Raw genomic sequence first — 26,807 nt, forward strand, 5'->3', positions numbered from 1 at the left:
TTTTTCTCCCGCTTTTACCATTTAGGAAATAAAGGATAGGGGCATGCCCTATCCTTTATTTTAGTCCGTATTTGAACAAGACAACCGCAATATTTACACGTTCCTCCGTGTATATAACCAATGCAGCCCTTACATTGAGCTAGTCGACTTTGCCATGTTTCCTCATCTACAAGCTCAATGTGCCTTGAATGAATCAGCAATTGCAGCATGGCCTCTATCTTTTCCGGTGCGACATCTATCGTCTCCGAGCAGTCCTTGCAGGGACCCTGTTTATTAGCCATCGGATAGCTCCCTCCGATTTAATGGATCGTAAGGACTACAACAGACATCGGTGGGATATCCGTATGGAATCCTTCTTGATTCAGCTCTACATTTGTAAATGGCTCGGGCTTAACTTGAGTAGGATTTTCAAAAGAATTATGGCTGCTCATCGTAGACGAAACTAAAATTCTTCCCGTTACTTGTTTACCGCTCAATCCTCCAATATTGCAATCAAGGGGAGCAGCCTTGTGGGGATCTGTATTGCAAATGGTAATATTCAGCTTACCCGCAGCATCTACGGAAGCGGATGCGCTAAGCTGAGGCACCTCTTCCCCATTGCACTTGTATGTACCGCACTGAATCTCAAGAGGCTGCAGGATGGCATCCTGATGGACATTAAACATTTCGAAGACATGATACGTAGGGGTCAGGATCATTTTGTCCCCTTCTGTTAGAATCACAGCCTGGAGTACATTAATGGTCTGTGCAATATTCGCCATTCTTACACGGTCAGCATGATTATTAAAGATATTCAAGCTGATCGCTGCGGAAACCGCATCTCTCATTGTATTTTGCTGAAAGAGGAAGCCTGGATTGGTACCTGGCTCAACATCAAACCATGTGCCCCACTCGTCAATAATAAGCGCAACCTTCTTCTCGGGATCATATTTATCCATGATCGCTGCGTGTTTCGCCACAAGCTCTTCTGTGAAATACGCCGCCTTCATGATGCCGAACCATTCACTTTCCTCGAAGTCGACGGCCTGGCCTCTAACCGCATTCGGATCTTTTAAGTAAATTCGGTTACCGTCAGGATTTTCGATAACGATGCTGTGATCTTTTAGCCTCGTGTAGTAATGGAGCGCCAGTCCGTCCATGAAATGACCAGCTTCCCGCATCATCACTTCCGTCCAGTGGTAATTGTCGCCTCTGGGACCGGCAGCAATTTTATAAATGGCATTATCCCCATAATCTCTAACATATGTGCTGTATTGTCTGTAAAGATCTGCGTAAAATTCCGCTCTCATCCGGCCACCGCAGCCCCAGTTTTCGTTGCCTATGCCGAAATAAGTCAAATTCCATGGCAATTCCCTGCCGTTCGCTTTCCGCAGATCGGCCATCGGCGATTCCCCGTCGAAGGTCATATATTCGACCCACTGCTGCATCTCATAGACCGTTCCGCTTCCAACATTCCCGCAAATGTAAGGCTCGGTCTCCAGCATTTCGCACAAATCGAAAAATTCGTGGGTTCCGAAATGGTTATTCTCAACCACACCACCCCAATGCGTGTTAATCATTCGCGCTCTGGATTCCTTAGAACCGATGCCGTCCTTCCAGTGATATTCATCCGCGAAACACCCGCCTGGCCAGCGCAGGATTGGAATTTTCATATCTTTTAACGCCTGAACGACATCATTTCGGATACCTCGTGTGTTGGGGATGTCGGAATCTTCGCCGACCCAAATCCCCTCATAAATACAACGGCCCAGATGCTCGGCAAAATGTCCGTAAATGTTTCTGTCAATTTTGTGGACCGCCGCTTTTGGATTAATCTTAATACTGCTTTTCATACTTATCTGCCTCCTGAGTAGAAAAATTTATTTTGTTCTAACCTTTAACGCCACCACTGGACAAGCCTGAAATAAAAGCCCTCTGATTGACCAGGAACAAAAGAATAACAGGAATAATAGCAAGCACGGCTCCAGCGATCAGCATGTCGTAATTGTTGCCATAAGGTGACATCAGCGAAGCTAGACCTATAGGAATCGTAAACATCTTATTTGTACGCAGCACAATCAACGGCCATATAAAACTGTTCCAGTTCTGCATCGCCAGTAGGATCCCCATTGCACCGAAAGCCGGCTTCATCAAGGGCGCCATAATTCTGATAAATATGCCAAACTCTGAACATCCGTCGATTCTTCCTGCGTCCATATAATCTTTGGAAACACCTGTTATGTACTGCCTAAAGAAGAAGATCGCCATGGGTGATACGACAAAAGGTAAAATAACTCCGTAATACGTGTTAATGATGCCCATTTTCACAATAAGTTTATAGAGAGGAAGCATGAGTATTTCAAGTGGTACCATCATGACAAACAGTACCAGCATAAAAACAATATTTTTCCCTTTAAAGTTATATGCTCCTAGTCCATAGCCAACTAACGAAGATAGAAACAGTGAAACTATGGTATGAAGAGCTGTTATCCCAAGGCTGTTTCTATACCAGTACAAATAAATACTGCCTTTACCTGAAAACAAAAGCTTGTAGTTGTCGAGACTCATAAGACTCGGGATTATTCTGAAATCCATGCCATTTCGGAATAACTCTTTGGAGCTCTTAAAAGAAGCCATAAACATGTAGTACAGTGGAAACAGGACGATGAAGCATACGATGAGAAAGAAAACGATGATGAATGCCGTTAACAGCTTTCTTCTTAGCTTAGTATTCATTGATCCGTTCACTCCTTATTGAAGAGCCCGAACAATTTCAGTTGCACCAGATTAACGGTGAGTACGATCAGGAGGAGGGTAATGCCGATGGCCGATCCCATACCCATATCATTTCGCTGAAATGCCTGCTGGTAAATTAACCTCACGATAGTAAGTCCGATATCCCCCGGCATTCCTTCATTCCAGAATACATAGCTTTCTCCAAACATTCTGTATCCTTCAAAAATGCCTATCGTTAACGTGTAGATAATAATTGGCTTTAAGAGCGGCAGAGTAATCCAATAAAACTTACGAAAAACATTGGCCCCGTCCATTTCAGCTGATTCATATAATTCCTCGGGGATACTTTGTAGACCGGCAAGGTAATAAATCATATTAATCCCTGCAACTCTCCACGTATTGAGAATGACCATCAGCATCATGCCTGTACCATAATTCAGAATCCAATTCTGTGGAGACATGCCGAGTTTAGTGATAAAGGAATTGATCAAAGCCGTATCCGCTTCTCCGAACATAAGCCTGAAAGAAACACCGGCTACGATCACAGACGTTAAAGCCGGAATGAAAATAACCGACTTAAATATGGATTTGCCTTTGGCCAATTTTGAATTCAAAAAAACGGCGAATAGGATTGGAATCGGTATTAACAACAACAGAGACAGAATGGTGTAGATCGTATTGGTTTGCAGCGCATTGAAAAAATGCTCATCAAACATTCTCCTGTAGTTGTCAAGACCTATAAATTTACTGCTGTTAAGCCCAAGTACCTCATGAAAGCTCATATTGATTGTGGATGCCGTAGGGTACAAAAAAAAGATGAGAAATGCTAAAACAAATGGCGACACAAAAAAGTAAGGAGCCCACTTTTCTGAATAAAATAACCTATGATTCAAATCGTATACCTCCCTGCTTGACGGCTACCGAAACCGTTTTCATATCTCCGTTTCTGCAGCCGTCATTCCTACATTTTGCCCATTTGCTATTTCTTCTGCTTACGAAGCTCGTCAGCAGCAGCCTTTAATGCCTGTTCTGGCGTTTGTGACTGATCCTTTAACGACTTGAACATAACATTGGAATTGACCAAATCTTGGGAAGCTGAGCTTAGCTCACTCATATTCGGCGATTTAATTTCCTCTTTCATGTCTAGAAGCACATTGAAGATTTTCTCATTGTTGAAATAAGGATCAGGCTTCTGCAGCTCCGGATCACTCCAAACATCCCATCTGATCGGATCGAATTTCAGCTCCTGCCAAATTCTTATATTCGACTCTTTGCTTAACTTCCCATATGCGAGGAATTTCATAGCGATATCTTGGTTCTTACTTTGCTTGGTAACGGCTGTACCTGTTCCACCCATTCCTGCGGATCTTACGTCACCCTTTTCCCATACCGGCATCGGCCGCACCAATATTTTCCCTTTTAAATCAGGCATATACTCCAAGAATCTGCTCATGTACCACATGGGCATGATAAGTGAAGCTGCTTCTCCCTTGTTCATGTAAGTGAAAAATTCTTCAGCCCCGGTATTGCCTCCAGGCATAGGAACCGCAATTTTATCCTTGTAAATCATATCCTTCATGGCCTGAAGGGTCTTAATATTTATATCGTTATCCAGCGTAACATTGCCGTCTTTATCTAAATAATCGGAGCCTCTTTGAACGATCATTGGCCAGAAAGGCCTTTGTCCGGTAACCTCAAAAGCGGTCATCACCTTTCCAGTCGCAGCAACAACTTTTTTTCCTGCCTCGGTGTAATCATCCCAAGTTTTAATGTTATCCACGTTCACGCCGGCTTTATCCATAAGATCCTTATTGTAGTAAACAACCGTTGCGCCTACATGAAAATCAATGCCGTAATATTTTCCGCCTTTACTGTAAATATCGAATCTCGACTGGATGAATTTATCCTTCTCAGGCTCGATCACTTTGTTTAATTCCACAAGCTGAATATCGCCTTTAAGGAAGTTTTGAAAGAAGTTAATGTTAATGTCAGCAATATCAGGCGCGCCCACGCCGGATTGTAACGCGATTAATAGTTTATTGTGCATTTCTGCGTTGGGATACGTATCAATAGACAATTCAATGGGCTGATCCGGGTTGTTTTTATTCCAGAGCTCAGCGGTTTTTTCGTAATACTTCTTATGCAGGTCCTGGAATGTCCACAGCGATAATTTAACGGCGCTTTTGGCATTTGGTGTGTCTCCTTTTGATGGCCCCGCTTCATCGCTGCTGCAGCCCGATAAAATGGAAGTCAACAGGAACACTGAGGCAACCGCTGTAAATAATGCTTTTTTCATACACTCTTGCCCCCTTCATAATCATTTCTTGGTGGCAGCTACTAACTGGGCACCTGTTAGTTATTATACAAATTGGGTAGCATGGTCGAACTCCAATATTTTGCACTCCACTACAACATTTTGTTATGTATTAAAAACGCCTATTCACTTGTTTATTTCCGGCAAGTCTGCTCATATTCCAGGGGAGTCATGCCCGTCATTTCTTTAAACACCTTAAAGAAGTAGTTATAATTGTTAAATCCTACATCATTCACAATATCTTTCAGCTTTAATTCACCGTACTCCATATATTGCTTAGCATGTTCAACACGCACATGATTTAAATATTCGGTTATTCCCATCTGACACTCTTCCTTAAAAACCCTGCTGATATATGAGCTGCTTACACCAGCGAATTCGGCCACATCCTGGAGCGAAACATCGTTCTTGTAATTATTCTGGATGTATTCCATAGCCTTATGGGTAATGCCGCTAAGTGAATCTCTGTATTTCATCCGGTTCAGGATTTCAATAAGCTTAAGATATAGATCCAAAATCCAGGATTTAATATCCTGAAGAACCTCATATTTCTGCATCAGATTGTAAGGAATGTCCCCTGCCGTATACAACTTCGACATCTCAATGCCGGCGTCTTTAGACGTTTTATTGACAATATTAATCAATTCCGCGCAGATAATCTGGGTTGATTTACTGCTAAGCCGTAAGCTCGAAATTTTGTTGAAAGCGGCATCAATTAAACTCTTCACCGTTTCGAAATCCTGATTTTTCAAGGCAGCGTAAATCGCTTTCTCATCTTTAATGTCCAGACAGAAAAATCCTTCTTCCTGCTTGTTGGTTGTGCTTTCAATAAAGATCCCATTCTTTCCCTTGTGAAACTTGTCCTCCAAGATTAATACGGCTTCGGAATATGCATGATGAAGCTGCTTTATATCAGGACATACCTTGCTTACACCAAAGCTAGCCGTAATATTCAAATATTTTTTGATCTCCGATCTGATTCGGTTGAGGAATGTATACACCTGATTGTGTATATACATCCAGCTATGGTTATGTCCCAGTGAAAATATCATCGCAAACTTTCCTCTGCTTGTATGGATAATAACCGATTTTTCCCAATCGTTAAGAATCTCTTTGGAAATATCGAGAAAGGTTTGAATGAACACATCGACTTCTTTTATGGTAAATCTCTCTTCAATGAAACGAAAATCGTCGATTTCCACAGCTGTCACTATTAAGTTTTCCGTGTCCATAGTCATGTCTAACGCTTTGATTTCTCTTACTATTTCCTCCCGTCCCGATAGACTGCCCTCTAGGAGCTTGCTAATAAATTCTTGGCGCGAACGATCCTTGCCGATCATTAGCTCGTAGTAGATCTCATTTTGTTTGTCACGTTCATTTCGATAAGCAAGAATTGAACTTTCTGCCGTTTTTAAAATATCGAGCAATACGGAGGCATTCAATCTATGCTTCAGTACATAATCCATTGCTCCCCTCTTCATGCTCTGACGGACATAATCAAAATCGTCATAAGCGCTTAAGACGACAATTCTAACCTGTGGATACTCACTTTCTAGCTGCTGTATCAATCCGAGCCCATTCATTCCTGGCATGTTAATATCGGTAATAACGATATCTGGAACATCCTCTTCCATAAGCTGCATGGCATGAATGCCGTTATACGCTTCACCGGAAATATAAAACCCGCAATTCTCCCAATCGAGCATCGTTTTCAAATCCGTTCGTGAAACCGCATGATCATCGACTATAAGTACCTTCAGCATATTTTCCTAGATCCTCCTCTCCCACAGCAGGCAAAGTAATTTCTACGGTTGTATACAGATTGGGTAAGCTTTGAATGGCAATTCCATATTTTTCTCCGAAGTACAACTTGATTCTTTCATCCACATTTCGGATGCCAATCCCACTCAGTCCATGTTTTTTGTTGGATGATGATTCCCCCATGAGATCATTTAACGTGTTGTTATTTATGCCGATGCCCGTATCGGTGATGATAATTTTCAAATCTTCTCCGATTCTGTAGCCTTTAATGATAATCAGTCCTTGGCCTTCCTTCGGCTCAAGCCCGTGAAGCAAACAGTTTTCCACGATCGGTTGGAGAATAAATTTGGGGACATGAAAGTTCATAATGCTTTCTTCCATTTCATAATGTACCTTAAACTTATCATAATCCCGGAAGGCCATTATATTTAGGTAGTCTTTTACATATTCCATTTCTTCCTGTAGGCTGATCAGTACGCTTCCTTTTCCCATACATCCGTGAAGCAGCTGAATCAGGGAAGTGATGATGCTCGAAATGCTCTCGGCCTTCTGAATATTGGCCATCCACCTGACAGTGTTCAGTGAATTGGAGAGAAAATGCGGATTAATCTGGGCTTGCAGTGTTTTCAGCTCTGCAACCCTTTTCAATTTTTCTTTTTTGGTCACCTCGTCGATCAGATATTTAATTTCAGCCACCATATGATTAAAATTTGTCGCAACCTTCCCTAGCTCATCGCTGCTGTTGTCTTCGATACGTGTAACTAAATTGCCGATTTTCACGTTATTCATCGAGTTTAATAGGTGCTTTAAAGGCTTCGAAATACTCTTGGAAACGTAGTAGGATAGAATCAGTGCAAGCAAAAAGCAGAAAATTCCCAAAAATATAATATAGATACTTGTCTTTATGGATTCATCATTTAAATACGTAAACGGAATGATACTTATCACGTACCAGTCGGCACTAGGTATATAGTTATAAGCAATCAGATTTCGGTTTCCTGAAACGGTGCTGGTGAATGAATATGAATCATCTTCTTTGTTCTTTTTGAGCTCCTCAACCAACGATTGATCCAGATAAGGCTTGGCTGCTTTCATTTCCGGGTTTTGGCTCGAAATGACGGTTCCCTTGCCATTGATTATGAAGATATCTGACCCTTGTCCAAGATTTATATCTTTAAATTTCTTTAAGATATGCTTCTCGTCAATCCTCATAATCATATATCCAACCGGAATGCCATCAAAAGATTTAAAGCTTCGAGTCAACAATATGCCCACACTGCCGTAATTGGTAGTCCGATAGCTCGACTCTCTTACTTCGTCTTCACTGCTTTCAATTGTCCATAGGGGAACACCGTTATTGGTTGCCGTTTGTACAAAAATACCATTCAAAAAATCCGAGGTAAGATTAAATTTGAAGCTAACGTCTCCATATGCGATAATTTTTTCTTGCAGCATTGTATATACAAGAACATCCGAAACACTGTGATTGAATGAAAACCTTTTTGCGAGCATACTTTGCATTTTTAACTCCGCGTCATTCCTCTTCCACTCATCCATCGTATGGAAATCAATCAACGTATTTTGGATGATATCGGAGAATGCGATATCTACACTGTCATTTTCAAGCTTCGTGAGTTCATTTTGAATATTTTCACTGACCTGATTCATTAACTGGATGGAAGAGGTACTTATTTTCGTTTTTATAGCTTTACTTGAAGTGTAGTAAGCAAAATAACCTGTAACTAATAGCGGGATCAAGGAAAGTATCGCGAAAGAGATCACCAGTCTGTTCTGAATATTCATTTTACGAATGAAACGGTTTAAGCTTTTCCCCATATTCTCCCCCTTATGTAGACTTATTTCATTGTATTTTTATGCTTGGATATAGATATATAGATACCGCGGGGCACAAAAACGGACATCTTAAGGCTTTAATCCAGCCCTCCAAATCCGATTCACAGCAATAATTGTTTGTTTATATTGAAAACGCTTACATATTATTGTAAAATCCGGCTTTAAGCCGGACTATCTAACTATCTCCCATGTTTTTTGTTACCGTCTGCTCAACCCGTGAACCAAGATGGCCCAAGAAATTCACGGTATGGACACCTCGATGTTATATACGCCTCCAACAACGGTTTCGAAGACAACGACCCCATCCTTTTGCAAAACATCGATCGGTGCTCCGTTAGCCGTTATCGTTACTTGGATACTGCTACGCACCTTGCATAGGGTAGCGCCTTTATCAGAAACTACCCGAGCGGCTTTTAGAATTCCTTCCGCCCACTCGATGTCGACTGTGAAGCCGCCTCTGGCGCGAAGACCTGTCACTTTCCCTGAACGCCAGGCTTCAGGTAACGCAGGTAAAAGATGGATCTCCCCTGCATGACTTTGAAGAAGCATTTCAGCGATCGCAGCCGCACCGCCAAAATTGCCATCGATCTGGAAGGGGGGATGATTGTCAAAAAAGTTTGGCAGCGTCGAGTGTGTCAAAAGCGCATTAAGATTGTTCATCGCTTCCTCGCCTTTTCTAAGCCTAGCCCAGAAATTAATGATCCACGCTCGACTCCATCCGGTATGGCCTCCGCCGTTTGCCAACCGCCGCTCCAGCGTACGCAGTGCAGCTGCCGCCAGTTCGGGCGTGCCATCGGGCGTGATCTGGCTCCCGGGATGCAAGGCAAATAAATGAGAGATATGGCGATGACCCGGTTCCGCCTCTTCGTAATCTTCATACCATTCCTGAAGTTGGCCGTAGCGTCCAATTTTCGGCTGGGGAAGCTTCATCAGTACTCGTTGTAGCTCAGGTCCTAGTGTCACACTTTTCTCAGTGCCGAGTATTCGTTCTGTCTCTAGCACTGCTGCGAACAGCTCACGAATGATCTGAGTGTCCATTGATGGTCCAGCACATAATACGCCAGATTCTCCATTTGGAAGAATATAAGTATTCTCTGGTGACACAGATGGGCAGGTAACCAGCTCTCCGCCTGGCGTTTCCACGACGTAATCAATCAAGAACAACGCAGCTTCCCGCATGGTGTGGTACGCCCTACCGAGAAATTCCACATCCATTGTAAATTGGTAATGCTCCCATAGATGCAGCGAGAGCCATGCGGCGCCCATCGGCCAATAAGTGGAGGGCAGCCAGGTATCCTGTGGAGCCGTATCCGCCCAGATGTCGGTATTATGATGAGCAGTGAACCCCCTGCAGCCGTACATGACGGACGCCGTATGGCGGCCAGGTTCGCGCATCCGTTCCAGCAACTCAAAGAGCGGTTCGTGACATTCAGAAAGCGCACACGATTCCGCCGGCCAGTAATTCATCTGCGCATTGATGTTGATCGTGTATTTGCTGTCCCACGGCGGTAGGAAATGCTCGTTCCAGATGCCCTGCAAATTGGCGGGCAGCGAGTCAGGCCGGCTGGAGGAGATGAGCAGATAACGGCCGAAATGAAAATATAGCGCCAAAAGAGCCGGATCGGACTTTCCACCGCTAAGCTTGTCCATGCGATCTGATAGACTCATGCGCCCGATTTCCACGTCTTCCGTAACCAGCGACAACGAAACTCTTCCAAATAATTCGCAATAGTCGTCTAGGTGTCTCCGATACAGCGCTTGATAACCCCGATTGGCGGCACTCTCCGCTTTCTCCCTCGCTTCCACCAAAGGATCAAGGAACCGGAATGTCGTTGCAGCGGACAGAACAAGTGTCACGCTATTTGCTTTCTCCACGACCAGGTGCTCGCCAATCGCTTTCACCGTGCCGCCATCGGCTGATGCTCTCAGCACTGCACCGTACTGGCTGCCTCCCTCACCGCCACAATTACCGCTCATCCAGATCGCGTTGTTCCCCTCTCGTCCGGCATGGTCAGCGTAGCGCCAACGTCCACGCTCCAGACGTGAAGTGAAACCGATTTCACCAGACCGGTTTGCTGTAAGCCTCAGGATGATTGCCTGATCAACGTAACTAGCAAAAATCTCGCGCTTATACGAAACACCGCCCTGACTGAAAGTGACCGTAACAGTGCCGCTTTCCAAATCTAGCGTACGCTCGTAATGATCCGGTTCGCCATCTGGAAGAGAGAAGTCAAGTAAAAGATGTCCCAGAGGCAAATAATGTCGCTGCGATTCCGGCAAACCGGACAACGCCATGACAGCGAGCTTCTCGGCTTCCTTCAACTTGCCTTCAAATATGAGACGGCGAATTTCCGGAAGATTTGCCTTTGCATCCGGATTATTACGGTCACGTGATCCCCCATACCAGACGGAATCCTCGTTTAATTGCAATCGTTCCTGTTGCGTCTGTCCATACACCATCGCTCCCAGCCTGCCATTACCGATCGGCAGTGCCTCATTCCATTTCGTTGCTGGACTCTTAAATAACAGCTTAAGATCTGTCAACAGCTTCCCCTCCTTCTCAGACCCAACCCTCGTATCTCATAATCTATCATAGGTAAGCAAAATCCGGTAGAGGCATAGTTGCCCCTACCGGTTACCGTTCCCCCTTTACAAGTACATCTTCTTTACTGTTAGTTAACCATTGCTTCCTCTTCTGTTTAGTTGTATAAGCTAAATTTTAGCGACCCTCTCAACAGACGCGCCTTCCATCTGCTTGTGATACTTTCTTGGTGTAGAGCCCGTAATCTGCTTGAATTGACGACAAAAGTGCTCCACATTGTTGTACCCACAGCGTAAAGCGACCTCTGCGATGGATAGTGAGCCGTGCAACAAATATTCCTTGGCTTGGCGGATGCGACTTGTAATCACGTCATCCATGCAAGATATCCCGAAAGTCTTCTTGTAAATGCTCTGCAAGTACCCAGGACTGATTTGGATCGAGTCGGCCATTCTCGGAACCGCCCAATCCTGGCTAGGATTACTGTAAATAGCAGTCCGAAGCGTTAACAAATTGTAGTAATGAGGCGTAATGACTTCTTGAAAATAAGATTCCAGCAGCTTGTTAAACAGGGTTCTCAGTAAGCAGTCAATGGATGATTCTTTATAATTTTTTTGAAAAGAGTGTTCGCTGACAAGGAGTTGGAAAATTTTATGAATGTATTCAGGGTCATTTAACGAAAAGGGCACTCCGAATGGAAGCGAAGTTTCCATTACATAGGATTCTTTGGATTCAAAACGAATCCAGTCGTTCTTATATTGTTCCGCACATGCCCGGTAATAAATTTTTTGATGAGGATGGTATAAAACACCACTATGTGCTGGGTACTCCTTCAACTCTCCATTAACCCAAAACAGGGCAGGTGTATGGGTCACGACGAGCAACCAACAGTTATGGCCTTCTGGGATATCGAACACAAAATTGCTTGCGTGCGTGGCATCATATTCAACATAAAAAATGTTGGTCATCACGATCCTCCAGTATCCAAAAAATAACATTGCATCAATTATTTATTAGCATATATGACGGATTGAAAACAGTCAACGAAGCAAAGTATCATTGAACGCCCCTTACAAAGATTTCATAGATGCGGTTTTTCTTCACTCTCTCCTCTTTACTTAGCTTTTGCGCATCCGCGATTTCGTAGCCTCCGAAGGTGTCATACAGCCTCGATGAGGGATCGACTTCCACATAAGTACACCAGGGCAGCCAATGGTAGTGGCTTTGCAAGGTTTGGGTCGTAAAGTTGCCGCTTTCATGACCTAGGCCGGGCATGACGTATCCGACACTGCCGTCCACGTCGCTCGACTGTCTGGTGTTCTTATGAATGAACTCGGCGAAGTCGAGATAATGTTCATCTCCTGTAATGACATACAACCGATAATAGGTATATGAGCAGGCTGCCATATACACGTCGGCCCCCCCTCCGATCGTGATGATGCTCTGACCGCTAATCGAATAGTGATTGAACGGATGTTTCGGCCAGAGCGTGCGTACCGGGAATGACCAAGCATAGGTCCACGTCTCGGTATAATCAGCAGCGCCGACCGCTCCTTCCAGCCACTTATCCTCGCCGGTCAGATCATATAGGGCAAGGAATCCGAATAAAGCATAAATGCCAGCCTCTTTATCCTGAATGTCAGAGTTGTCGCAGGTTCCTCCCCGATACTCCATATTGCGGTAATTACAATCAAAGGACCATTCTCCGGCATGGATCGCTGCGGCCTTATATCTCTCGTCTCCGGAAACAAGATAGAATTGGATCAGGAAACGAATCACGCTGGGCGTGTTTGCCTTCGAGTCCATACGGATGGAACTGTCGGTATTGTAGGCTCGGTAATAGCTGCCATCTTCGTTCTGAACTTCCACGAGCCAATCGGCCGTTCTTTTGCAGAATTCCATCCAAGACGGTCGCAAGTCTCCTTTTCCGCGCATGTATAGAAAGGCATCCAAGATCGGCTCAATCCCGTCAGCCAGCATCCGGATGTAGTGGGGATACGGCTCGAATCCGCTGATGTTCGGATTATAGCACATTTGCGGCAGGCCCGAATCCGTCATAGCCGTCCTCACCCAGAAGTCGATCACATTCACGCCTTTCTCAAACGCCTCGGGCACGCCTTCTTTATCACCGTAACGAAGCAACTGATATCCGATCCCGGGCTGCTGCCCAACGAAGCCGAACTGGAACGAAACACTAGAGATATCCATGTTGGGCAATTGGCAGGAAAAAGGCAAACCGTACGAATCCCCGTATTGACGTGTATATTTAGTCAGAATATTCATGCAATTATGAAAATGGAGTTTATTATCCACCTCGAATAACTTGTCTCGCAACCTGGAATAGGTATCCCGCCAGATTTCTCTCATCATCGACTGGAAGCTGCCGTAATGCCCGAATTGAATGCCGACGGCGTAATTTTGCTCAAATCCAACCTCAACGGGATGGTTAATGCGTTGGAACCTTTTCGTTTTCTGACTGTAGTCCAGACCCTCATAATGACTTTTTCTTGGCATCTGGCCATCGCAGCCCGGATACACATAATCGATCGACAGGCCGTCAATCTCTATCTCTAACGTCTTGCGTACGCCAAAGCCGTAATACAAATAGTTCAACGTCTTGTCCTCCGGCTTGCTCATGCCAATGGCTCCGATGGTACACTTCGGGTCCGTGTTATTCTCGGACCTAACGATGTCTGAAGACTGCATGGTTACGTCCGCAGCCCAGCGAGAGAGAGCCGCAGCTTCTCCTGAAGCGATGTGTTGCATCGCGAACAACGGCAAAGCGTAATTGGTTTCCATCCGCCAGAAATATTCATTGTCCAGGTCTTTGCCCGTTGCGTAATCGGGTGCGAATTCGTTCTGCTTATACCAAACACCGGGTGCGAAGCAGTGATAGTCATGGACGTCATCCGATTCCGCAATCGTCAAAGAGATCTTGGTAGAAAAGCCAAGGTCGTCTCCCGCTTTCAACACCTTGACGTTCCTGCTTACCTTGAACCCTGTGTTTACCGCTTCATAAACGTCAGAGAAGAAAAATTCTGAGCCTGTCGGTACAATTATCGTACCTTCAGCCACGATTTTATCACCAACAGCGGTGATTTCGGCATATGCTTGGTCGTAAAACTCATTGACGGCAAAGGCAGTTTTTACTGTCACGAACATCGGCCGCTTGTTGAAATAGAGCCGTTTGCCATTTTTCTGAACCTCAATGCCACCTTCTTTGGAGACCAAGATATAGTTGCCGGATTCCAGCTTCATGAAACTTCCTCCTTAGAATTAGAAAATGAATAAGAGATATATACGATCATACATATCCCTCATCCATTAAAATTATATTTTTTTTACTTTTTAGCTAGTGCATCGGCACGCATTTTAATAATCTTTTGCGCTTTTTCCGTATCCGAAGCAAAGACATCATTCCAACCGAGGCCTATCACATCTTTTTTCATCATTTCCCAAAGCTTGTCGAACTCTGCTTGATTCTTTGCGAATACCATTTTCCAAGATGTGTTCTTTACATAGTCAGAAATCTGGCTGCGTTTGTTTTTAATCTCTGATGAATCACTGCCTAGACTTGTATTGATATTGGGAACGATATCGATCATCTTATTTTTCAGGTAGTAGTCTGTTGCGTTTTCTGCTTTATAAGTGTTTTGCCAATCTGTCGTTAGCGCTGTCTTATTCGCTTCGATTGTTGCAGCCCAGTAATTGCTGTTATAGAACTCCCCTGTCATTGGATCTTTGGCAAAATCGCTTATAATCATCGTGTTGAGCTTGCTTTGTCCGTCCTGGTATCCGCCGCCTCCGTACTGATCCGGAACAGGTGTATTTTTCTGGAATGCGGTTTGACCTACTTCGGTCAGCTTAAATTTCCCATCTGCCGTCTTTTCGTAGTTGAAGCCTTCAAATCCATTCACATAGTAGCGCAAGCCTTCAGGAGAAGCCAGCCAATCCATGAATTCCATGATCCGATCGGGATCATTGGCTTTGGAACCGATAGCAAACGCTCTTCCATTGCCGTAATAGGCATCGCTTGACTGAATGATGTGCGTGTCAGCGATCGGAATAGCAACATTCCCATCACCCTTTTTGCCTCTTTCAATCGTATTGTAGAACCCTGTTTCCCATGAGTACCACAAAAGAAATACCTGCTTGTTGGTCAGCTTTTCCGATACTTTGTTCCAATCCTGCGTCGGTGAGTCAGGGTCAACCAAACCCATCTGATTTGCTTTAAAATAGAATTGCAGAATTTTCTTGTACATACTGTTGTCATCGATGAGAGGAACGATGTCGCCTTTTGCATTTAACTGCATGGTCGTGGTTCCTTCCGGCTGCTCATAACCATACCAATTGCTCAACCAGCGTGCATTTTCCATCGTGCCTCTACTGTCCCAATCCTTCCACAAGGTGATTGGAGCGATCGGTTTACCGTCCGGAGTCTTGGGATATTTCTCATGCATTTGCTTCAGTACATTCAAAAGATCATCCAGATTGTTCAGCTTGGGAGCCCCGACCCCCTTATAATAATCCCAAGGCATTATTGGGCTTGAGTAAGGGATTTGTTCCGAGTATGTTGTTGGTGAAGTGTCCGCCTCAAAGGTCGGCAAAGCATAAATCTTGCCACTAGGATTGACTTTTTGGAATGCGGCGTTAAAAGGTTTGAAATGATTATCCACATATTTGGACAGGTTTGGCGTATTCTTGATCTTATCCGTGAGGTCCATAATCAGACCGGCTGGAATTAATTCTTCCAGCTGATTGTTATTGACGATCAAGAGATCGCCCAAATTTCCTGCTGCCGATCTTGTCTTGTATAGCTGATCTCCGGCAATCTGCGGAGCAAGAATGTTCAGCGTAATATTGAACTTATCCTTAATAAGCTTTCCATACCAGCCTTTCTGCTCTCCTTGATAATTTGCTGCATTGTCAAAAACGGTGATGGTCAGCGGTTTACTGTGATCTAGTGCCTTGGATGTAGCTTCAGTACCGGAGTTCGGTGACTTACTTGGGTCCGTTGATGCTGCCTTATTGTTAGCTTCGTCTCCACATCCGGTCAATGCGACCGAAACCAAGAAGAGGCTAGCAAACGATAACAACGCCGATTTTTTTATTGCTTTACTAGGTTTATTCATACTCAACCCCCATAATTTTTCAATTTATTAATCCGATGCAAATTACCCTTTCACTGCACCGATCATAATCCCCTTTACAAAAAACCTTTGAAAAATCGGATAAACCAACAAAATGGGCGCAACAACAATAATCGTCACCGTCATTCGAATTGAAGTCGTGGTTTGCTTCGTTGCCAAACTTGATATCGCTGTCGAGCCGGCATTTTGCAAATTTACCATGCTGGATATGGAGCTTGCCTGATTAATATAGTTATATAGAATAAACTGTAAGCTATAGAGTTTGCTCTCCGTGACTAACAACAACGTGTCCTGGAAGGAATTCCACTGATCCACCGCTGCGAATATAGCAACTGTAGCCAATATAGGCTTACAAATAGGCAGCATGATTTTGAAGAAAACGGTCATGGTCCCGGCACCGTCGATACTTGCCGCATGCTGCAATTCCTTCGGCGTTGATTCCACGAAAGTCTTTACAAGAATGATGAAAAACGGAGCTACGACCGACGGCAGAATGTAGGCCAAAAAATTGTTAGTCAGATGCAAAGACCTCATAGTCAAATACCAAGGAATAACGCCGGCATTAAAAAACATGGTTAAAACCGTATAGCGATACCATAATTTTCTCCTCCACATATCCTCCTGGGTAAACATGAATCCCAGAAAGGCGGAAGCCCCTACCGTCAAAGTGGTTCCAATGACGGTCCTTCCTACAGATACAACGGCTGCATCCCACAATCCCGGTATTTTAAACGCATCCACGTAGTTATGGAATTGGATATTTATCGGGTAAAAGATAACATCACCTTTGGCACTGATATCGTTTGCGCTTATGGTATTAATAATGATGGAGTAAAATGGATATACACATATAAGCGCATACAGGGAAAACAACACATAAATTAAAACAGTAATCATCTTGTCTGTTGCGCTGACTTGGACTTTCATTTTTTTGGTGAGATGGCTTCCGGGCACTTTATCATTCGCCGCCAGCCCTGCTGCTGTATGACTCATACAATACTCTCTCCCCTTAGTCTTTTGGATAGTCCGTTCACAGAAAAGAGAAGCACAACACTGATCAAGCTCTTAAGCACACTGATCGCAACGGATACCGAATAGCTTCCGCCGCCCATGGCAAGGTTGTAAACATATAAGTCTAAAACCTGTATGGAATCCTTATTAAATGCATTTTGAAATACAAAATATTGCTCCAAGCCATTATTTAGAAAACTCGCAATTTGCAGCATCAGCAAAACGAAATAGGTCGGCACCATACTCGGCAATACGACATGCCAGATTACCCTCATCCTTGTCGCGCCGTCTACATAGGCCGCTTCATATAGAGAATCATCTATCCCCATAATTGCCGCTATGTACAATATGGCTGACCAACCCAATGTTTTCCAAGTTGTCCATATCCACATCATAATCCATACATGGTCGGAATTTTGAAGAAGTAAAATCGGAGAATCGATAAGTCCAATTTGTTTCAAAAGGCCGTTGATTATACCTTCACTAGAGAACATTGAAAATGCCAGTGAATACACCAATACCCAGCTGATAAAGTTCGGCAAGGTTGTTACCGTCTGTATAAACCTCCGAAATCGTACGGACTTGATCTCAGTCAGGAATATTGCAAAAATCATTGGAAGCCAGGAGAATAGCAGATTCAAGCCACTCATCCCAAACGTGTTTTTGAGTATTTGAAGGGTTTGATCGATCTTTACTTGGTTTTCGACCAAGGTATGAAACCACTTCAAACCCACAAACGGCGATTGGGATAGCGGAATCGGCGGCGTGTAGTCAAAGAATGCATAAACCCAACCATATAGCGGGTAATAGGCAAAGATACCGAGTAAAATCATAAAAGGGAGTATGTAGAGAAATTTCCTTATTGAACTGCTTGTCATGCTGTTCCTTTGTATTTGCACCATGTAACACTCCCTTTTAATGTTATATTCAAAATGTTTATTGACACATTACGATATCTAGAAAATATATGGAATGCCGAAGTGGGATTCCTCTACTATAACGCAATAGGTCAATCGTTGAATTGAAAGATGCCTCTTCTGTTGACAGCGTTTTCATTCCGTTTCGTTAAAGCAATTATAAAATATCAATTTTTTCAAAACAATGACCTATTCTCATTGATTATTGATCTATTCTCATATAGCTCAAAATGGGAATTCGACTGCCCGTCGCACAAAAAAAATCCTCGATTGACGGGGATCAAAAAGCACTGATATTAGATAGTATTTTGTTCAATGAGTATTTTATCTTCCTGTTCATCCCACATCGCGAACAACGATGGTAATTCAGCACCCGTATAGGCACCAACCACTCTTACATTTCGATGTACCAACTGCACTCCAATTATAACAGAGACAAACTCATCTTCTGTTCGTAGTTGCGCCACTGTCTCCTTATCCCCTGTGATCAGGACGAAGCCGTTGAGACTACTACCATGAGGTTCAAGAACTACTACCTCAAAGCGGTCAATCTTACCTTCTTGTTGCAGTCGTATACAGTATTGCATTGCCTTATTGAGCGTGGCCTGTGCTGCCTTTTCACGCCCCGGGATGATTTCTCCCCAACCAACCATCAACGAACCTTTTGCCATATCATTCTCTCCTTTATAAATTTATCCGAGTAGCTTCTCAAAACAAGTGTACCCCTCTTTCCGCAGCGGAAAACGGATATGGCCAACCTGCCGGTAACCCCTTCGAACATACAGTTTTGCGGCACCTGGGTTTCCGGAAAACACGTCAAGCCTTATACTTGTGCCGCCAGATAAGCGCGCCTGCTCCTCGGCAAAGCGTAACAGCTTTCCGCCCATTCCCTGTCCTTGACAGGTAGGGTCGACCGCCAAGCGATGAATGCAGCGGACGTGACCAACCGCTTGATCCACCCAAGGCAAGCCCTCATACTGTTTGCTCTGGCGGTCGTCCACTACAATGGCTCCAATGATCCGAGAGCCTACGCGAATGCCGAAAGCCGTACCTCTTTTCAAATCACCACGTATGACGAACCCGTTTGGATACAGCCAATCCCACTGGCGAATGTTTTGCCTCTTCAAATCAGTTGCTACCGTTCTGTACAGCGCTAACAGGTTTTTGCCGTCCTTCGCGGTCAATTGCACGACTTCCATTCTACATCCTCCAAACTCAGCTTTGCTTAAGCTGATGTAGTTTTGCCGCTGAATGACGACGGTAGATGACCGTCCACAGCACAGCCGCACCTATGAAACCGTAAAGCACGAGGTTTGAAAGCGCCAAGTAGCTCGCAGTCGGAAGCCGGTAAACCATGACCACGCGCACCGCAGCTTCCATCGTCAACATAATGCCCCAAACGAAGGTCATCAGTTTCATCACAAAACGGAAATACGCATAGTTCCAATTTTCCGCAAAATGAGGAGTTGAGATAAATCGCAGAGCCAAATAATACATAATAGGACGCCGGAAAAACAACGATCCCAGAAATATCAAACCGACAGAAGCCGTAATCAGAGATTCTCGGACGAGCAGTATTTTTTCACTGCCTCCCAGCAAAACAAGCACGATTGTCAATAGAAACGTAAAGAGCATCAATGTGCCGAACGCATCCAACTTGCGGTGCTTTATTAGGTGAACCAGATTGTCAAGCAACGGAACGAGCGTTGCTATAGTTAAAGCAGCAAGGCTGCTCATATACTCAGATAGCCAGACATACAAAATCCATGGCAAAATACCGTTAACAAGCAATGTAAAAATAACGTAATTCCGTTTCGACATACTATACTCACCCTTTCGAATTAGCTCAATGAGCGCGTCATGAAGGCGACCAGTTCTTCCACCGTCATGCGGCTCATTTCTTGATTGATCGTATTTTGAACCCTCATTCCGTATAAAAAAGTAACTAATCGTTCAGCAACTTTCGCTCCATCCACTTGTTGCGGAATAAAGCCGTGAGCCTGCCCCACTTCAATCCAACTCATACTAGTTTGCAGCGTAAAGGCGAACACCTCCTGTACGATCTTGGCAACCTTCGCGTTATCCATCTGACTGAGAAGGTAGATGAAGATTTGGTTCGTCACATTGCTGTGACTCGTAGAGCGGAGCATATTTTCCGCGATAAGCTGTAGCGGATTAGCGAGCCCGGAGGATTGCGGGCTGTTCGCCACCTCCGTGAAGCTCGCGTTGATTCGCATAACACGGGATTTTAACAGGAGTCCGAACAGCTCATCCTTTCCCGTTACATAGTGGTAAATCGCTCCTTTTGACAAGCCAGTGCGCGTTATAATATCCTGCAGCGTCGTTTGCCTACATCCCTTCTCTTGAATCAATTCCTCTGTTACGTCCATAATGATCTGAAAACTCGCGTTTGCTGATGTTGACACGTTGTTCTCTCCTTATCTGTAGTACCGACCGTCGGTCTGTTATAAAATCATCATACAATACCGACCGCCGGTTTGTAAAGAAAATTTTGGGATTTTTTATCCACCCTACAGGCTGAGCGTTTCCAGAATCTCCCCATTTCCCCATCAAATAAGAAGCACAAAACAAAGAAATGGCGGCCCAAAGTTAACTTCAACTAAGGCCACCATTTCTTTGTTTACATGTTATTAATTCAAAATTTCACGAGCCAGAATCGAGATATCAACGATGTCAATTGTGCCGTCGCCACTCAAATCCAACGCTTTGTACTGATTCCAATCTGAATCTTCTTTCTTTTTACCATAAGCAGAAGCAATAATGGCAAGATCACCAATACTTACTTTATTATCGTTATTGAAATCTCCATCGATAGCTTTAATTATTGAATTATTAAAGCTTTGCAGTGCCGCATTCAGGCTCAGGATCGCCCCTTCAATTTCAGCCTGGCTTACTCCCTCAGTCGACGCCACTACTTGAGCGGCATTGATTGCTGCCTGCAGGGTTGCTTTCGAGCCTGATGGATATTGGCCAGGATATGCGCCTTCAGTTGCCGCATCGTGCGCACTTTGCGCTTCCGCAATCAGACGCAGTAAGCCCGATTTATCCAACTTATTCACTTGGACTGCGTAAGTTGCACCAGCCCATTCTGCTTCTTGGCCCACGCCATTAGCGACCGTTAACTGAGTGACGCGAACTGAAGCAATCTGTGAATTATCCTTTGCAATAGCTTTAAACTTAAGCCTAATCAATCCATTCGCCATATCCGTATTTCCAATATTAGCCGCGATAGTTCTAATCTTGCCATCCGATTTAACTTCGCCAACCAGTTTGAAATTATTATCCTGGAGCGAGTCCATGGATACAAACTCCAGCTTATCCGAATCATAATTAAACGTAGTATCTAGCGCAATGACATCTTTCCCAGAACCAGCCAAACTGAAATCAACATCAAAGGTTTTACCGCCATCAACGGTTGTTGGTCCTGATAGCACTGCGCCTTCTTGACCGCTGATCGAGATCAGCGTGCTGCCTTTCAGACTGGAACCGATGGCTTGCGCCGTTACTCTCACGACACCGTTCTTTTTAGCAGACAGCAATCCCGTCTCACTGATGATCGCCGCATTCGTCTCCGAACCGTCTTCTGCGGTTACCGACCATATGACAGGCACTCCCGCCAACATTTGCAGCGTGCCGTCTTTCGTCGTGATGGAGGTCGCTCCGTCCGCTCCGGCCACCGTCAGCTTCTGCTCGCCCAGAAGAGTAACCACACCCCATTGTGAACCGTTATTATAGGACTGCCCGGTCACGTCGTTCCACATGATAATGTCCTGACGGCCACCTGTTGCTTTCGCATCATTGATCTGTAAATCAAATCCAATGACACGATTAGCTGCAGGAACACTTGCCTTAAAAGGGATTTTAGTCTCAATATAATAGCCGCCATCCACGACTTTGGCAAAAGACTCAAAACCCGCACTGATACTGCCTGGATTGAAGCTTTTCTCATTCAGATAGTTAACTCGATATTGTCCCATACCTGTGCCGTAGGTGGTTTGTTTACTGTTGGTCTCATCCACAAAGATCTCGACTGAGTCTTTCTCATGCGCGTTGCTGCTGCTGCTGTTCAGCACAGGGTCTTTTACACGCACCAGTACATACAGGTTATTATTGTCCCATAGCACTTTACCTGAGCCGTCCGTCGGACCGTTCGCCATTGTCAGATGCTTAAGAATCGGCAGCGTGGCGGTCGTATTCCAGAGCGGGTCGAGCTCGGTCCCGCCAAGAACAGGCGTTCCGTATACGGCGGTCCCAACTCCGCTAGGTACCAATTGAAGTGCTTTGATCGCGTCACGCAGCGCATAATAGGCATTGTCCACTACTGCCTGCCCGATCTCGCCATTTGAGGCGGCAGTTTTGGCGTCATTTAATGCGCTTGCAAAAGTGTTCCATGAATTGCTTGTATAGATGTTAGAGTCCTTGTTATTGGCGGCCTCAATCAAGGCAGTCAGCAAGGTTTTGTCGACCGCTGAGACAATTGGATTCGCAGGTCCACCACGGCCCGCTTTGACATCGTTAAAATATGTTTCTACTTTCGTAATTTCGTCAGCTGTCAGCACCCTGTTGTAGATGAGAATCTGCGAGACTCCGCCCAGGAAGCGGTAGGGGGTTGCAGCTGCCATCGTGTAACCTACGCCCAGATCCGAACTGTTCCCTAAAAGCGCTTTAGCGTTGGTTCCAGTGCCGATGACATTGTTATTAACAAAAACGGCTCTATTGGTTCCGTTTAGCTGCGCCCGAACGCTGGCCAAACCGTTAGTGGCTGTTGTTGTAATTTGTTGCCCGCCGCCCGATACGCTGCCATCCGTGTTACCAAAGCGGATGTTAACTCTGTTTGTTCCTACACCCAAATTAATACCGCTCCAACCGCTGTTAGCCGCCCAAGTTTGGTAAGCCTCGTTCATTCCGAAATAAACAAGACCATTTTGGTCACTGGAGTTGTTGGCTGTGGTTGTTGGTTTAACCAGCGCGTATATCGTCATCTGCGTACTGCCGTTATAATTTTTAAAACCTGCAGCTTTTAGCGGCCTTGACATCGCTGCGAAATCTACATAGTCGTATCCATCGTTCTTTAGCGTGGGGTTGCCGGTTGGTGCTCCAAGATTATCGCCACCGCTACCGGGGACGTTCGCTGGGACAAGCTTCGCCGGGATGCTTCCCATATTTGTCCATCCAGTCACGTTGCCACTGCTATCTTGTTCCACGCCCTCATCAGCCTTGAGCCATAAGTCAAGACCAGTTCTAGGAATATCGACAGGCGTCATATCGCGCACCACTACACGAGCGTGCGACAGGCTGAGAACATCGCCTTCTTTCGACCGTACATAAATAATGTATGGACCGGGCAATTTTGGCGCGGTTATTTCTATCATGTTGCCGGAGGCCATTGTTTCTTTGTCGCTTTCAACAAAATTCCCGTCGCTTGATGAGGAAATCCATATCTGTTTTGTGGCGTCGTCCAAATCGTACGCAAACCTGACTTTCCCGCCGGGGGCTACTGACACGTCAGCCGGGAGCAGCCTATTCGCCACCGATACTGTGGTGGTAAAGTTGATGGTTATTGCAGGCGTCGAAGTGCTGCTTACCAAGGTCCAGCTTCCTTCGGTGCCGATTTCGTACCCATTCGCCACAGGCTTGCCGTTAAGCGTAAAGGTGTAATCATTACTCAAAGTCAGTTTAAGCGGCCGTACCGCTGAAACTTCGTAGCTTTTCCCATTTTCCACATTGGTTGCTGAACCGCTCGCATCGACGTATACCGTATACTTGGAAGTGGCCGTTTCTCTGCCGTCTCCATATTTGATATATAGTTTGTATTCTCCTGCGGCAGACGGAGCGTTGATTGACTTTACGTCGCCGGCAGCTTTTGTCATCGTATTGCCTTCATTAAAAACAGTTGTGTTCGCAGGCGCGAGCCAAACTGTGTCTTGAGCTTTTAGCAGACCCCTGCGGTTCAGCTTTTCACCTTTACCCATGATGACGTTGGAAGCCAGCTCAAACTCGGTATCGGCAATGAGGCTCCTTGGGATCATCTTCGTGTATTCGTTGGTAAGGCCTGAATTCAAAACGATTTCGTTACCCTTAAGTGGCCAAATGCGGCTTGTGCTTTTGTAATTGTCATAAGTAGTCCTGGGGGCGCCATTCTGGTTGTTATCCCCGTCTACGTAACCTTGGACCATAATCATATCGCTTTTGCGCTTCCAGTTGTTAAACTCAATAAGACGGCTCTGCCCCACGGCATAAGAGAGCTTTGCCTGCACAACGTTGCCTATCATCTTGATGAACGTGCTGCCTTCGTCGGGATGGAACCCGTTCATCCAGTTGTTGGAGTCCGTGGGTTTGTCAGTTGGATTCGGGTTAAGGAAGTTGTAGTTCATCTCGGTGAAATTCGTCCAGTTGTCAGAATTCCAGTTACTATTTTTGTTCGTGACGGGATCGTTTGTCAAAGGGGAGACGGTGTTGATGGTGTCCCATGTCCCTCCGCCTGGCAAATTACCCGGATCTCCCTGCCGTCCCAATGAGTAAATGGCTCCGGAGTCGTTAACTACCGTGCAAATTTGCTCTATCCGGTTATAGTTTATTTTGTTATTCCTGGAGGTCGTAGATATTGCTGGAGACCTTGCGATGCTCGTTTCATTCGTACCATGGTAAGGGCCGCCGGTCTTGTTGGTACCTTGAGCGGTAAAGCCGAACCCATCATACTCGTCCCAACCCCAGCCGATGCTCATGGCGCCGTAAGTGGTGTCATAAATGTAGTTGTGCAGTACCTGCATATTAGTTGTGTAGAAAGAAGCCAGTGCGTTAGCGCCCGGGAATCCGTAGCAGGTTCTGTACAAAAAGTTATTTGTAATATAAATATTCTCCGGCACGGCTTCCGTACCCGCCGTAAATTTTTCCTTATCAACGCCGGCCCAGTTCCTTATTGGCGTGCCAGAGACCGAAGCACTGGATTCATGCGTAATCGCCACATCGTTTTCATAGATATGCTGCGGATGTCCGATTACAATGCCGGAAGCGAGCGTATCTACGATATAGTTGCCCGAGATTTCGATATCCTTGGCATCGTTTTCTACATGGATGCCATTAAATCCGGTAAGCCCGATCTCGCCGTTGAGCACTTTGATGTTCCTTGCTGCGTTGATCATTACCGCTGCCGGCGGTATGTCATACCCTCGGTAGAAAGTCTCATGCCAGTTTATGCTGCTGGGGAAGTAAACTTTGTTCACGATAGAGCCCTGAACGGACGCATAGCCGTGGGAACTGGTCGTTACCGGACCGGATCCGTCGCTAAGTGTATATGTGCCCGTCAGTTCAGTCAGTTTGTAATCGGTATGGGCAAACTTCAGCCCGTTGAAGGTTATGTTTTTGACACGTCCATCATCCGAGCCCGCAACAGGGTTCAACCGATCTCCTACAGGGATCCCTCTGATGTCGAGAACCGTCTCCAGCTTTGGAATGACCACTTCGGCGGTATTGATATCCTCGCCTTCAAGCGGGATGTAATAAAGCGTACTTTCCGCCTGGTCGAAATAGAAATCTCCGCGTTTGTTAAAGAACTCGAAAGCGTTGCGGATGACTTGATTGTTACCTGGATTGTATTGTGTGTTATTGCTCAAAGACTGTGAAATCGCCCCATACGGCATCTGGAACCGGAGCATGACACCGCCGGGCTTGTTGCTGGCTGCCGGCGCTTGTTCGATCGACGCGAAGGTGATAAAAGGCCTCGCCCATCTAGCGGTGGAGCCGCCCGTGCTTTCGGCTTCGATGTTTTGGGGGTTTTTCGTTGCCGTCGTCAGACCTACACTGGCATCGAATACGATACCTGCCCGGATGTTGCTGCCGTTCTGCCACGCCCAAGAGTTATTGGCAGTGGTAAAGCTGGCTGTGGGGGTGCCAGTGACGGTTCTATTGGCCGAAACGATTTGCGAGCTCAGCGTCATGTTGGCTCTCTTATCGTTGACATAAATCGCCCGCAACTTATCGCTCCGGTTCAGGGTCGTTTTATACGCCGTCAAACCGCCAGTCTGAGTAAGGCCAACAGCTTCTGTCCATACGCCTTTTCCCAACATTTCACCCGCGCTAATTACCGGCTTCGCACCCGGCGCCGCCTCATAACGAATCGTGCTGCTTGCACTTCCCGAATCATCCTTGTTAAAAACCAAGGTCTCATCAAGCGAATAAAATCCATCTGCAATTTGAACGACGATATCCCCGCCGGTCTTAGGCAGAGTCCTTACTACGGATTTTGCCTTGGCAAGCGTTTTGTACGGCTTTCCTTGCGTTCCGTCACCAGTGGTATCATTGCCATTTGTAGCAACATAGATAGTTGCACTTGGCGTACTGCCAGCCGCAGTTGCAATTGAAGCACTGTCAGCTGCGAATACCGATCCTGAAAATGGTAGCGTGAAAAATACCGTTACCAAAGTCAGAATCCAAATGAGTGATCTTTTTCTCACTTTCATAAAACCTCCTTGGATATAAGTAAAGTGCTATACACATTACCGCTTAAGCGGTATTAGTGCCGAATT

18 protein-coding genes are annotated in these 26,807 nt (G+C 45.3%); all 18 read right to left on the reverse strand.

The window, feature by feature from the left end; genetic code table 11:
• Nucleotides 1-14 precede the first annotated feature (14 nt).
• Nucleotides 15-281: a DUF6171 family protein gene (locus RQP52_RS36460; RefSeq protein WP_379174566.1), complete on the reverse strand. Its 267-nt coding sequence runs from the start codon at nt 279-281 to the stop codon at nt 15-17.
• An 18-nt stretch (nt 282-299) separates the two neighbouring features.
• A complete protein-coding gene (locus tag RQP52_RS13290) occupies nt 300-1,832 on the reverse strand; it encodes an alpha-N-arabinofuranosidase (protein WP_315952048.1) in 1,533 nt (510 codons plus the stop codon).
• Between the two features lie 37 nt (nt 1,833-1,869).
• On the reverse strand, nt 1,870-2,715 hold the full coding sequence (locus RQP52_RS13295; RefSeq protein WP_315952050.1) for a carbohydrate ABC transporter permease: 846 nt from the start codon (nt 2,713-2,715) through the stop codon (nt 1,870-1,872).
• Between the two features lie 8 nt (nt 2,716-2,723).
• Complete coding sequence (locus tag RQP52_RS13300; protein ID WP_315952052.1) at nt 2,724-3,608, reverse strand: carbohydrate ABC transporter permease; 885 nt, start codon at nt 3,606-3,608, stop codon at nt 2,724-2,726.
• An 86-nt stretch (nt 3,609-3,694) separates the two neighbouring features.
• Complete coding sequence (locus RQP52_RS13305) at nt 3,695-5,011, reverse strand: ABC transporter substrate-binding protein (RefSeq protein WP_315952054.1); 1,317 nt, start codon at nt 5,009-5,011, stop codon at nt 3,695-3,697.
• A 152-nt stretch (nt 5,012-5,163) separates the two neighbouring features.
• Entirely contained in the window at nt 5,164-6,792 is a 1,629-nt protein-coding gene (locus RQP52_RS13310; RefSeq protein WP_315952056.1) for a response regulator, read from the reverse strand.
• The gene (locus tag RQP52_RS13315) at nt 6,767-8,626 is read right to left on the reverse strand and encodes a cache domain-containing sensor histidine kinase (RefSeq protein WP_315952058.1); all 1,860 of its coding nucleotides are present in this window, start codon (nt 8,624-8,626) and stop codon (nt 6,767-6,769) included. The genes RQP52_RS13310 and RQP52_RS13315 overlap by 26 nt, the downstream gene beginning before the upstream one ends.
• 258 nt (nt 8,627-8,884) lie before the next feature.
• Nucleotides 8,885-11,188 (reverse strand): glycoside hydrolase family 95 protein, encoded by a 2,304-nt coding sequence (locus tag RQP52_RS13320; protein WP_315952059.1) that lies wholly within the window; start codon nt 11,186-11,188, stop codon nt 8,885-8,887.
• A gap of 168 nt (nt 11,189-11,356) precedes the next feature.
• Nucleotides 11,357-12,151 carry a helix-turn-helix transcriptional regulator gene (locus RQP52_RS13325; protein WP_315952060.1) on the reverse strand — a complete coding sequence of 265 codons (795 nt, stop codon included), beginning with the start codon at nt 12,149-12,151 and terminating at the stop codon, nt 11,357-11,359.
• A gap of 88 nt (nt 12,152-12,239) precedes the next feature.
• On the reverse strand, nt 12,240-14,441 hold the full coding sequence (locus tag RQP52_RS13330; protein ID WP_315952061.1) for a glycoside hydrolase family protein: 2,202 nt from the start codon (nt 14,439-14,441) through the stop codon (nt 12,240-12,242).
• An 83-nt stretch (nt 14,442-14,524) separates the two neighbouring features.
• On the reverse strand, nt 14,525-16,315 hold the full coding sequence (locus tag RQP52_RS13335; RefSeq protein WP_315952062.1) for a type 2 periplasmic-binding domain-containing protein: 1,791 nt from the start codon (nt 16,313-16,315) through the stop codon (nt 14,525-14,527).
• Nucleotides 16,316-16,357: 42 nt separating this feature from the next.
• Nucleotides 16,358-17,326, reverse strand: a complete 969-nt coding sequence (locus RQP52_RS13340; protein WP_315952063.1) for a carbohydrate ABC transporter permease — start codon at nt 17,324-17,326, stop codon at nt 16,358-16,360.
• A complete protein-coding gene (locus RQP52_RS13345; RefSeq protein ID WP_315952064.1) occupies nt 17,323-18,177 on the reverse strand; it encodes an ABC transporter permease subunit in 855 nt (284 codons plus the stop codon). Before RQP52_RS13345 ends, RQP52_RS13340 begins: the two co-directional genes overlap by 4 nt.
• Before the next feature lie 380 nt (nt 18,178-18,557).
• The gene (locus tag RQP52_RS13350; RefSeq protein WP_315952065.1) at nt 18,558-18,932 is read right to left on the reverse strand and encodes a hypothetical protein; all 375 of its coding nucleotides are present in this window, start codon (nt 18,930-18,932) and stop codon (nt 18,558-18,560) included.
• 21 nt (nt 18,933-18,953) lie between these two features.
• On the reverse strand, nt 18,954-19,460 hold the full coding sequence (locus RQP52_RS13355; protein ID WP_315952066.1) for a GNAT family N-acetyltransferase: 507 nt from the start codon (nt 19,458-19,460) through the stop codon (nt 18,954-18,956).
• Between the two features lie 16 nt (nt 19,461-19,476).
• Complete coding sequence (locus RQP52_RS13360; protein ID WP_315952067.1) at nt 19,477-20,082, reverse strand: VC0807 family protein; 606 nt, start codon at nt 20,080-20,082, stop codon at nt 19,477-19,479.
• A gap of 20 nt (nt 20,083-20,102) precedes the next feature.
• The gene (locus RQP52_RS13365; RefSeq protein WP_315952068.1) at nt 20,103-20,687 is read right to left on the reverse strand and encodes a TetR/AcrR family transcriptional regulator; all 585 of its coding nucleotides are present in this window, start codon (nt 20,685-20,687) and stop codon (nt 20,103-20,105) included.
• Between the two features lie 225 nt (nt 20,688-20,912).
• Nucleotides 20,913-26,741: a sugar-binding protein gene (locus RQP52_RS13370; RefSeq protein ID WP_315952069.1), complete on the reverse strand. Its 5,829-nt coding sequence runs from the start codon at nt 26,739-26,741 to the stop codon at nt 20,913-20,915.
• Nucleotides 26,742-26,807 lie beyond the last annotated feature (66 nt).

This window comes from Paenibacillus violae (assembly GCF_032461945.1).
Taxonomy (GTDB): Bacteria; Bacillota; Bacilli; order Paenibacillales; family NBRC-103111; genus Paenibacillus_E; species Paenibacillus_E violae.

Excerpts from the sequence above, each read along its gene's own strand:
- RQP52_RS36460 (WP_379174566.1), bottom strand. The coding sequence starts at position 281 with ATGGCTAATAAACAGGGTCCCTGCAAGGACTGCTCGGAGACGATAGAT.
- RQP52_RS13290 (WP_315952048.1), bottom strand. The coding sequence starts at position 1,832 with ATGAAAAGCAGTATTAAGATTAATCCAAAAGCGGCGGTCCACAAAATT.
- RQP52_RS13295 (WP_315952050.1), bottom strand. The coding sequence starts at position 2,715 with ATGAATACTAAGCTAAGAAGAAAGCTGTTAACGGCATTCATCATCGTT.
- RQP52_RS13305 (WP_315952054.1), bottom strand. The coding sequence starts at position 5,011 with ATGAAAAAAGCATTATTTACAGCGGTTGCCTCAGTGTTCCTGTTGACT.
- RQP52_RS13310 (WP_315952056.1), bottom strand. The coding sequence starts at position 6,792 with ATGCTGAAGGTACTTATAGTCGATGATCATGCGGTTTCACGAACGGAT.
- RQP52_RS13315 (WP_315952058.1), bottom strand. The coding sequence starts at position 8,626 with ATGGGGAAAAGCTTAAACCGTTTCATTCGTAAAATGAATATTCAGAAC.
- RQP52_RS13325 (WP_315952060.1), bottom strand. The coding sequence starts at position 12,151 with ATGACCAACATTTTTTATGTTGAATATGATGCCACGCACGCAAGCAAT.
- RQP52_RS13330 (WP_315952061.1), bottom strand. The coding sequence starts at position 14,441 with ATGAAGCTGGAATCCGGCAACTATATCTTGGTCTCCAAAGAAGGTGGC.
- RQP52_RS13335 (WP_315952062.1), bottom strand. The coding sequence starts at position 16,315 with ATGAATAAACCTAGTAAAGCAATAAAAAAATCGGCGTTGTTATCGTTT.
- RQP52_RS13340 (WP_315952063.1), bottom strand. The coding sequence starts at position 17,326 with ATGAGTCATACAGCAGCAGGGCTGGCGGCGAATGATAAAGTGCCCGGA.
- RQP52_RS13345 (WP_315952064.1), bottom strand. The coding sequence starts at position 18,177 with ATGATTTTACTCGGTATCTTTGCCTATTACCCGCTATATGGTTGGGTT.
- RQP52_RS13350 (WP_315952065.1), bottom strand. The coding sequence starts at position 18,932 with ATGGCAAAAGGTTCGTTGATGGTTGGTTGGGGAGAAATCATCCCGGGG.
- RQP52_RS13355 (WP_315952066.1), bottom strand. The coding sequence starts at position 19,460 with ATGGAAGTCGTGCAATTGACCGCGAAGGACGGCAAAAACCTGTTAGCG.
- RQP52_RS13360 (WP_315952067.1), bottom strand. The coding sequence starts at position 20,082 with ATGTCGAAACGGAATTACGTTATTTTTACATTGCTTGTTAACGGTATT.
- RQP52_RS13370 (WP_315952069.1), bottom strand. The coding sequence starts at position 26,741 with ATGAAAGTGAGAAAAAGATCACTCATTTGGATTCTGACTTTGGTAACG.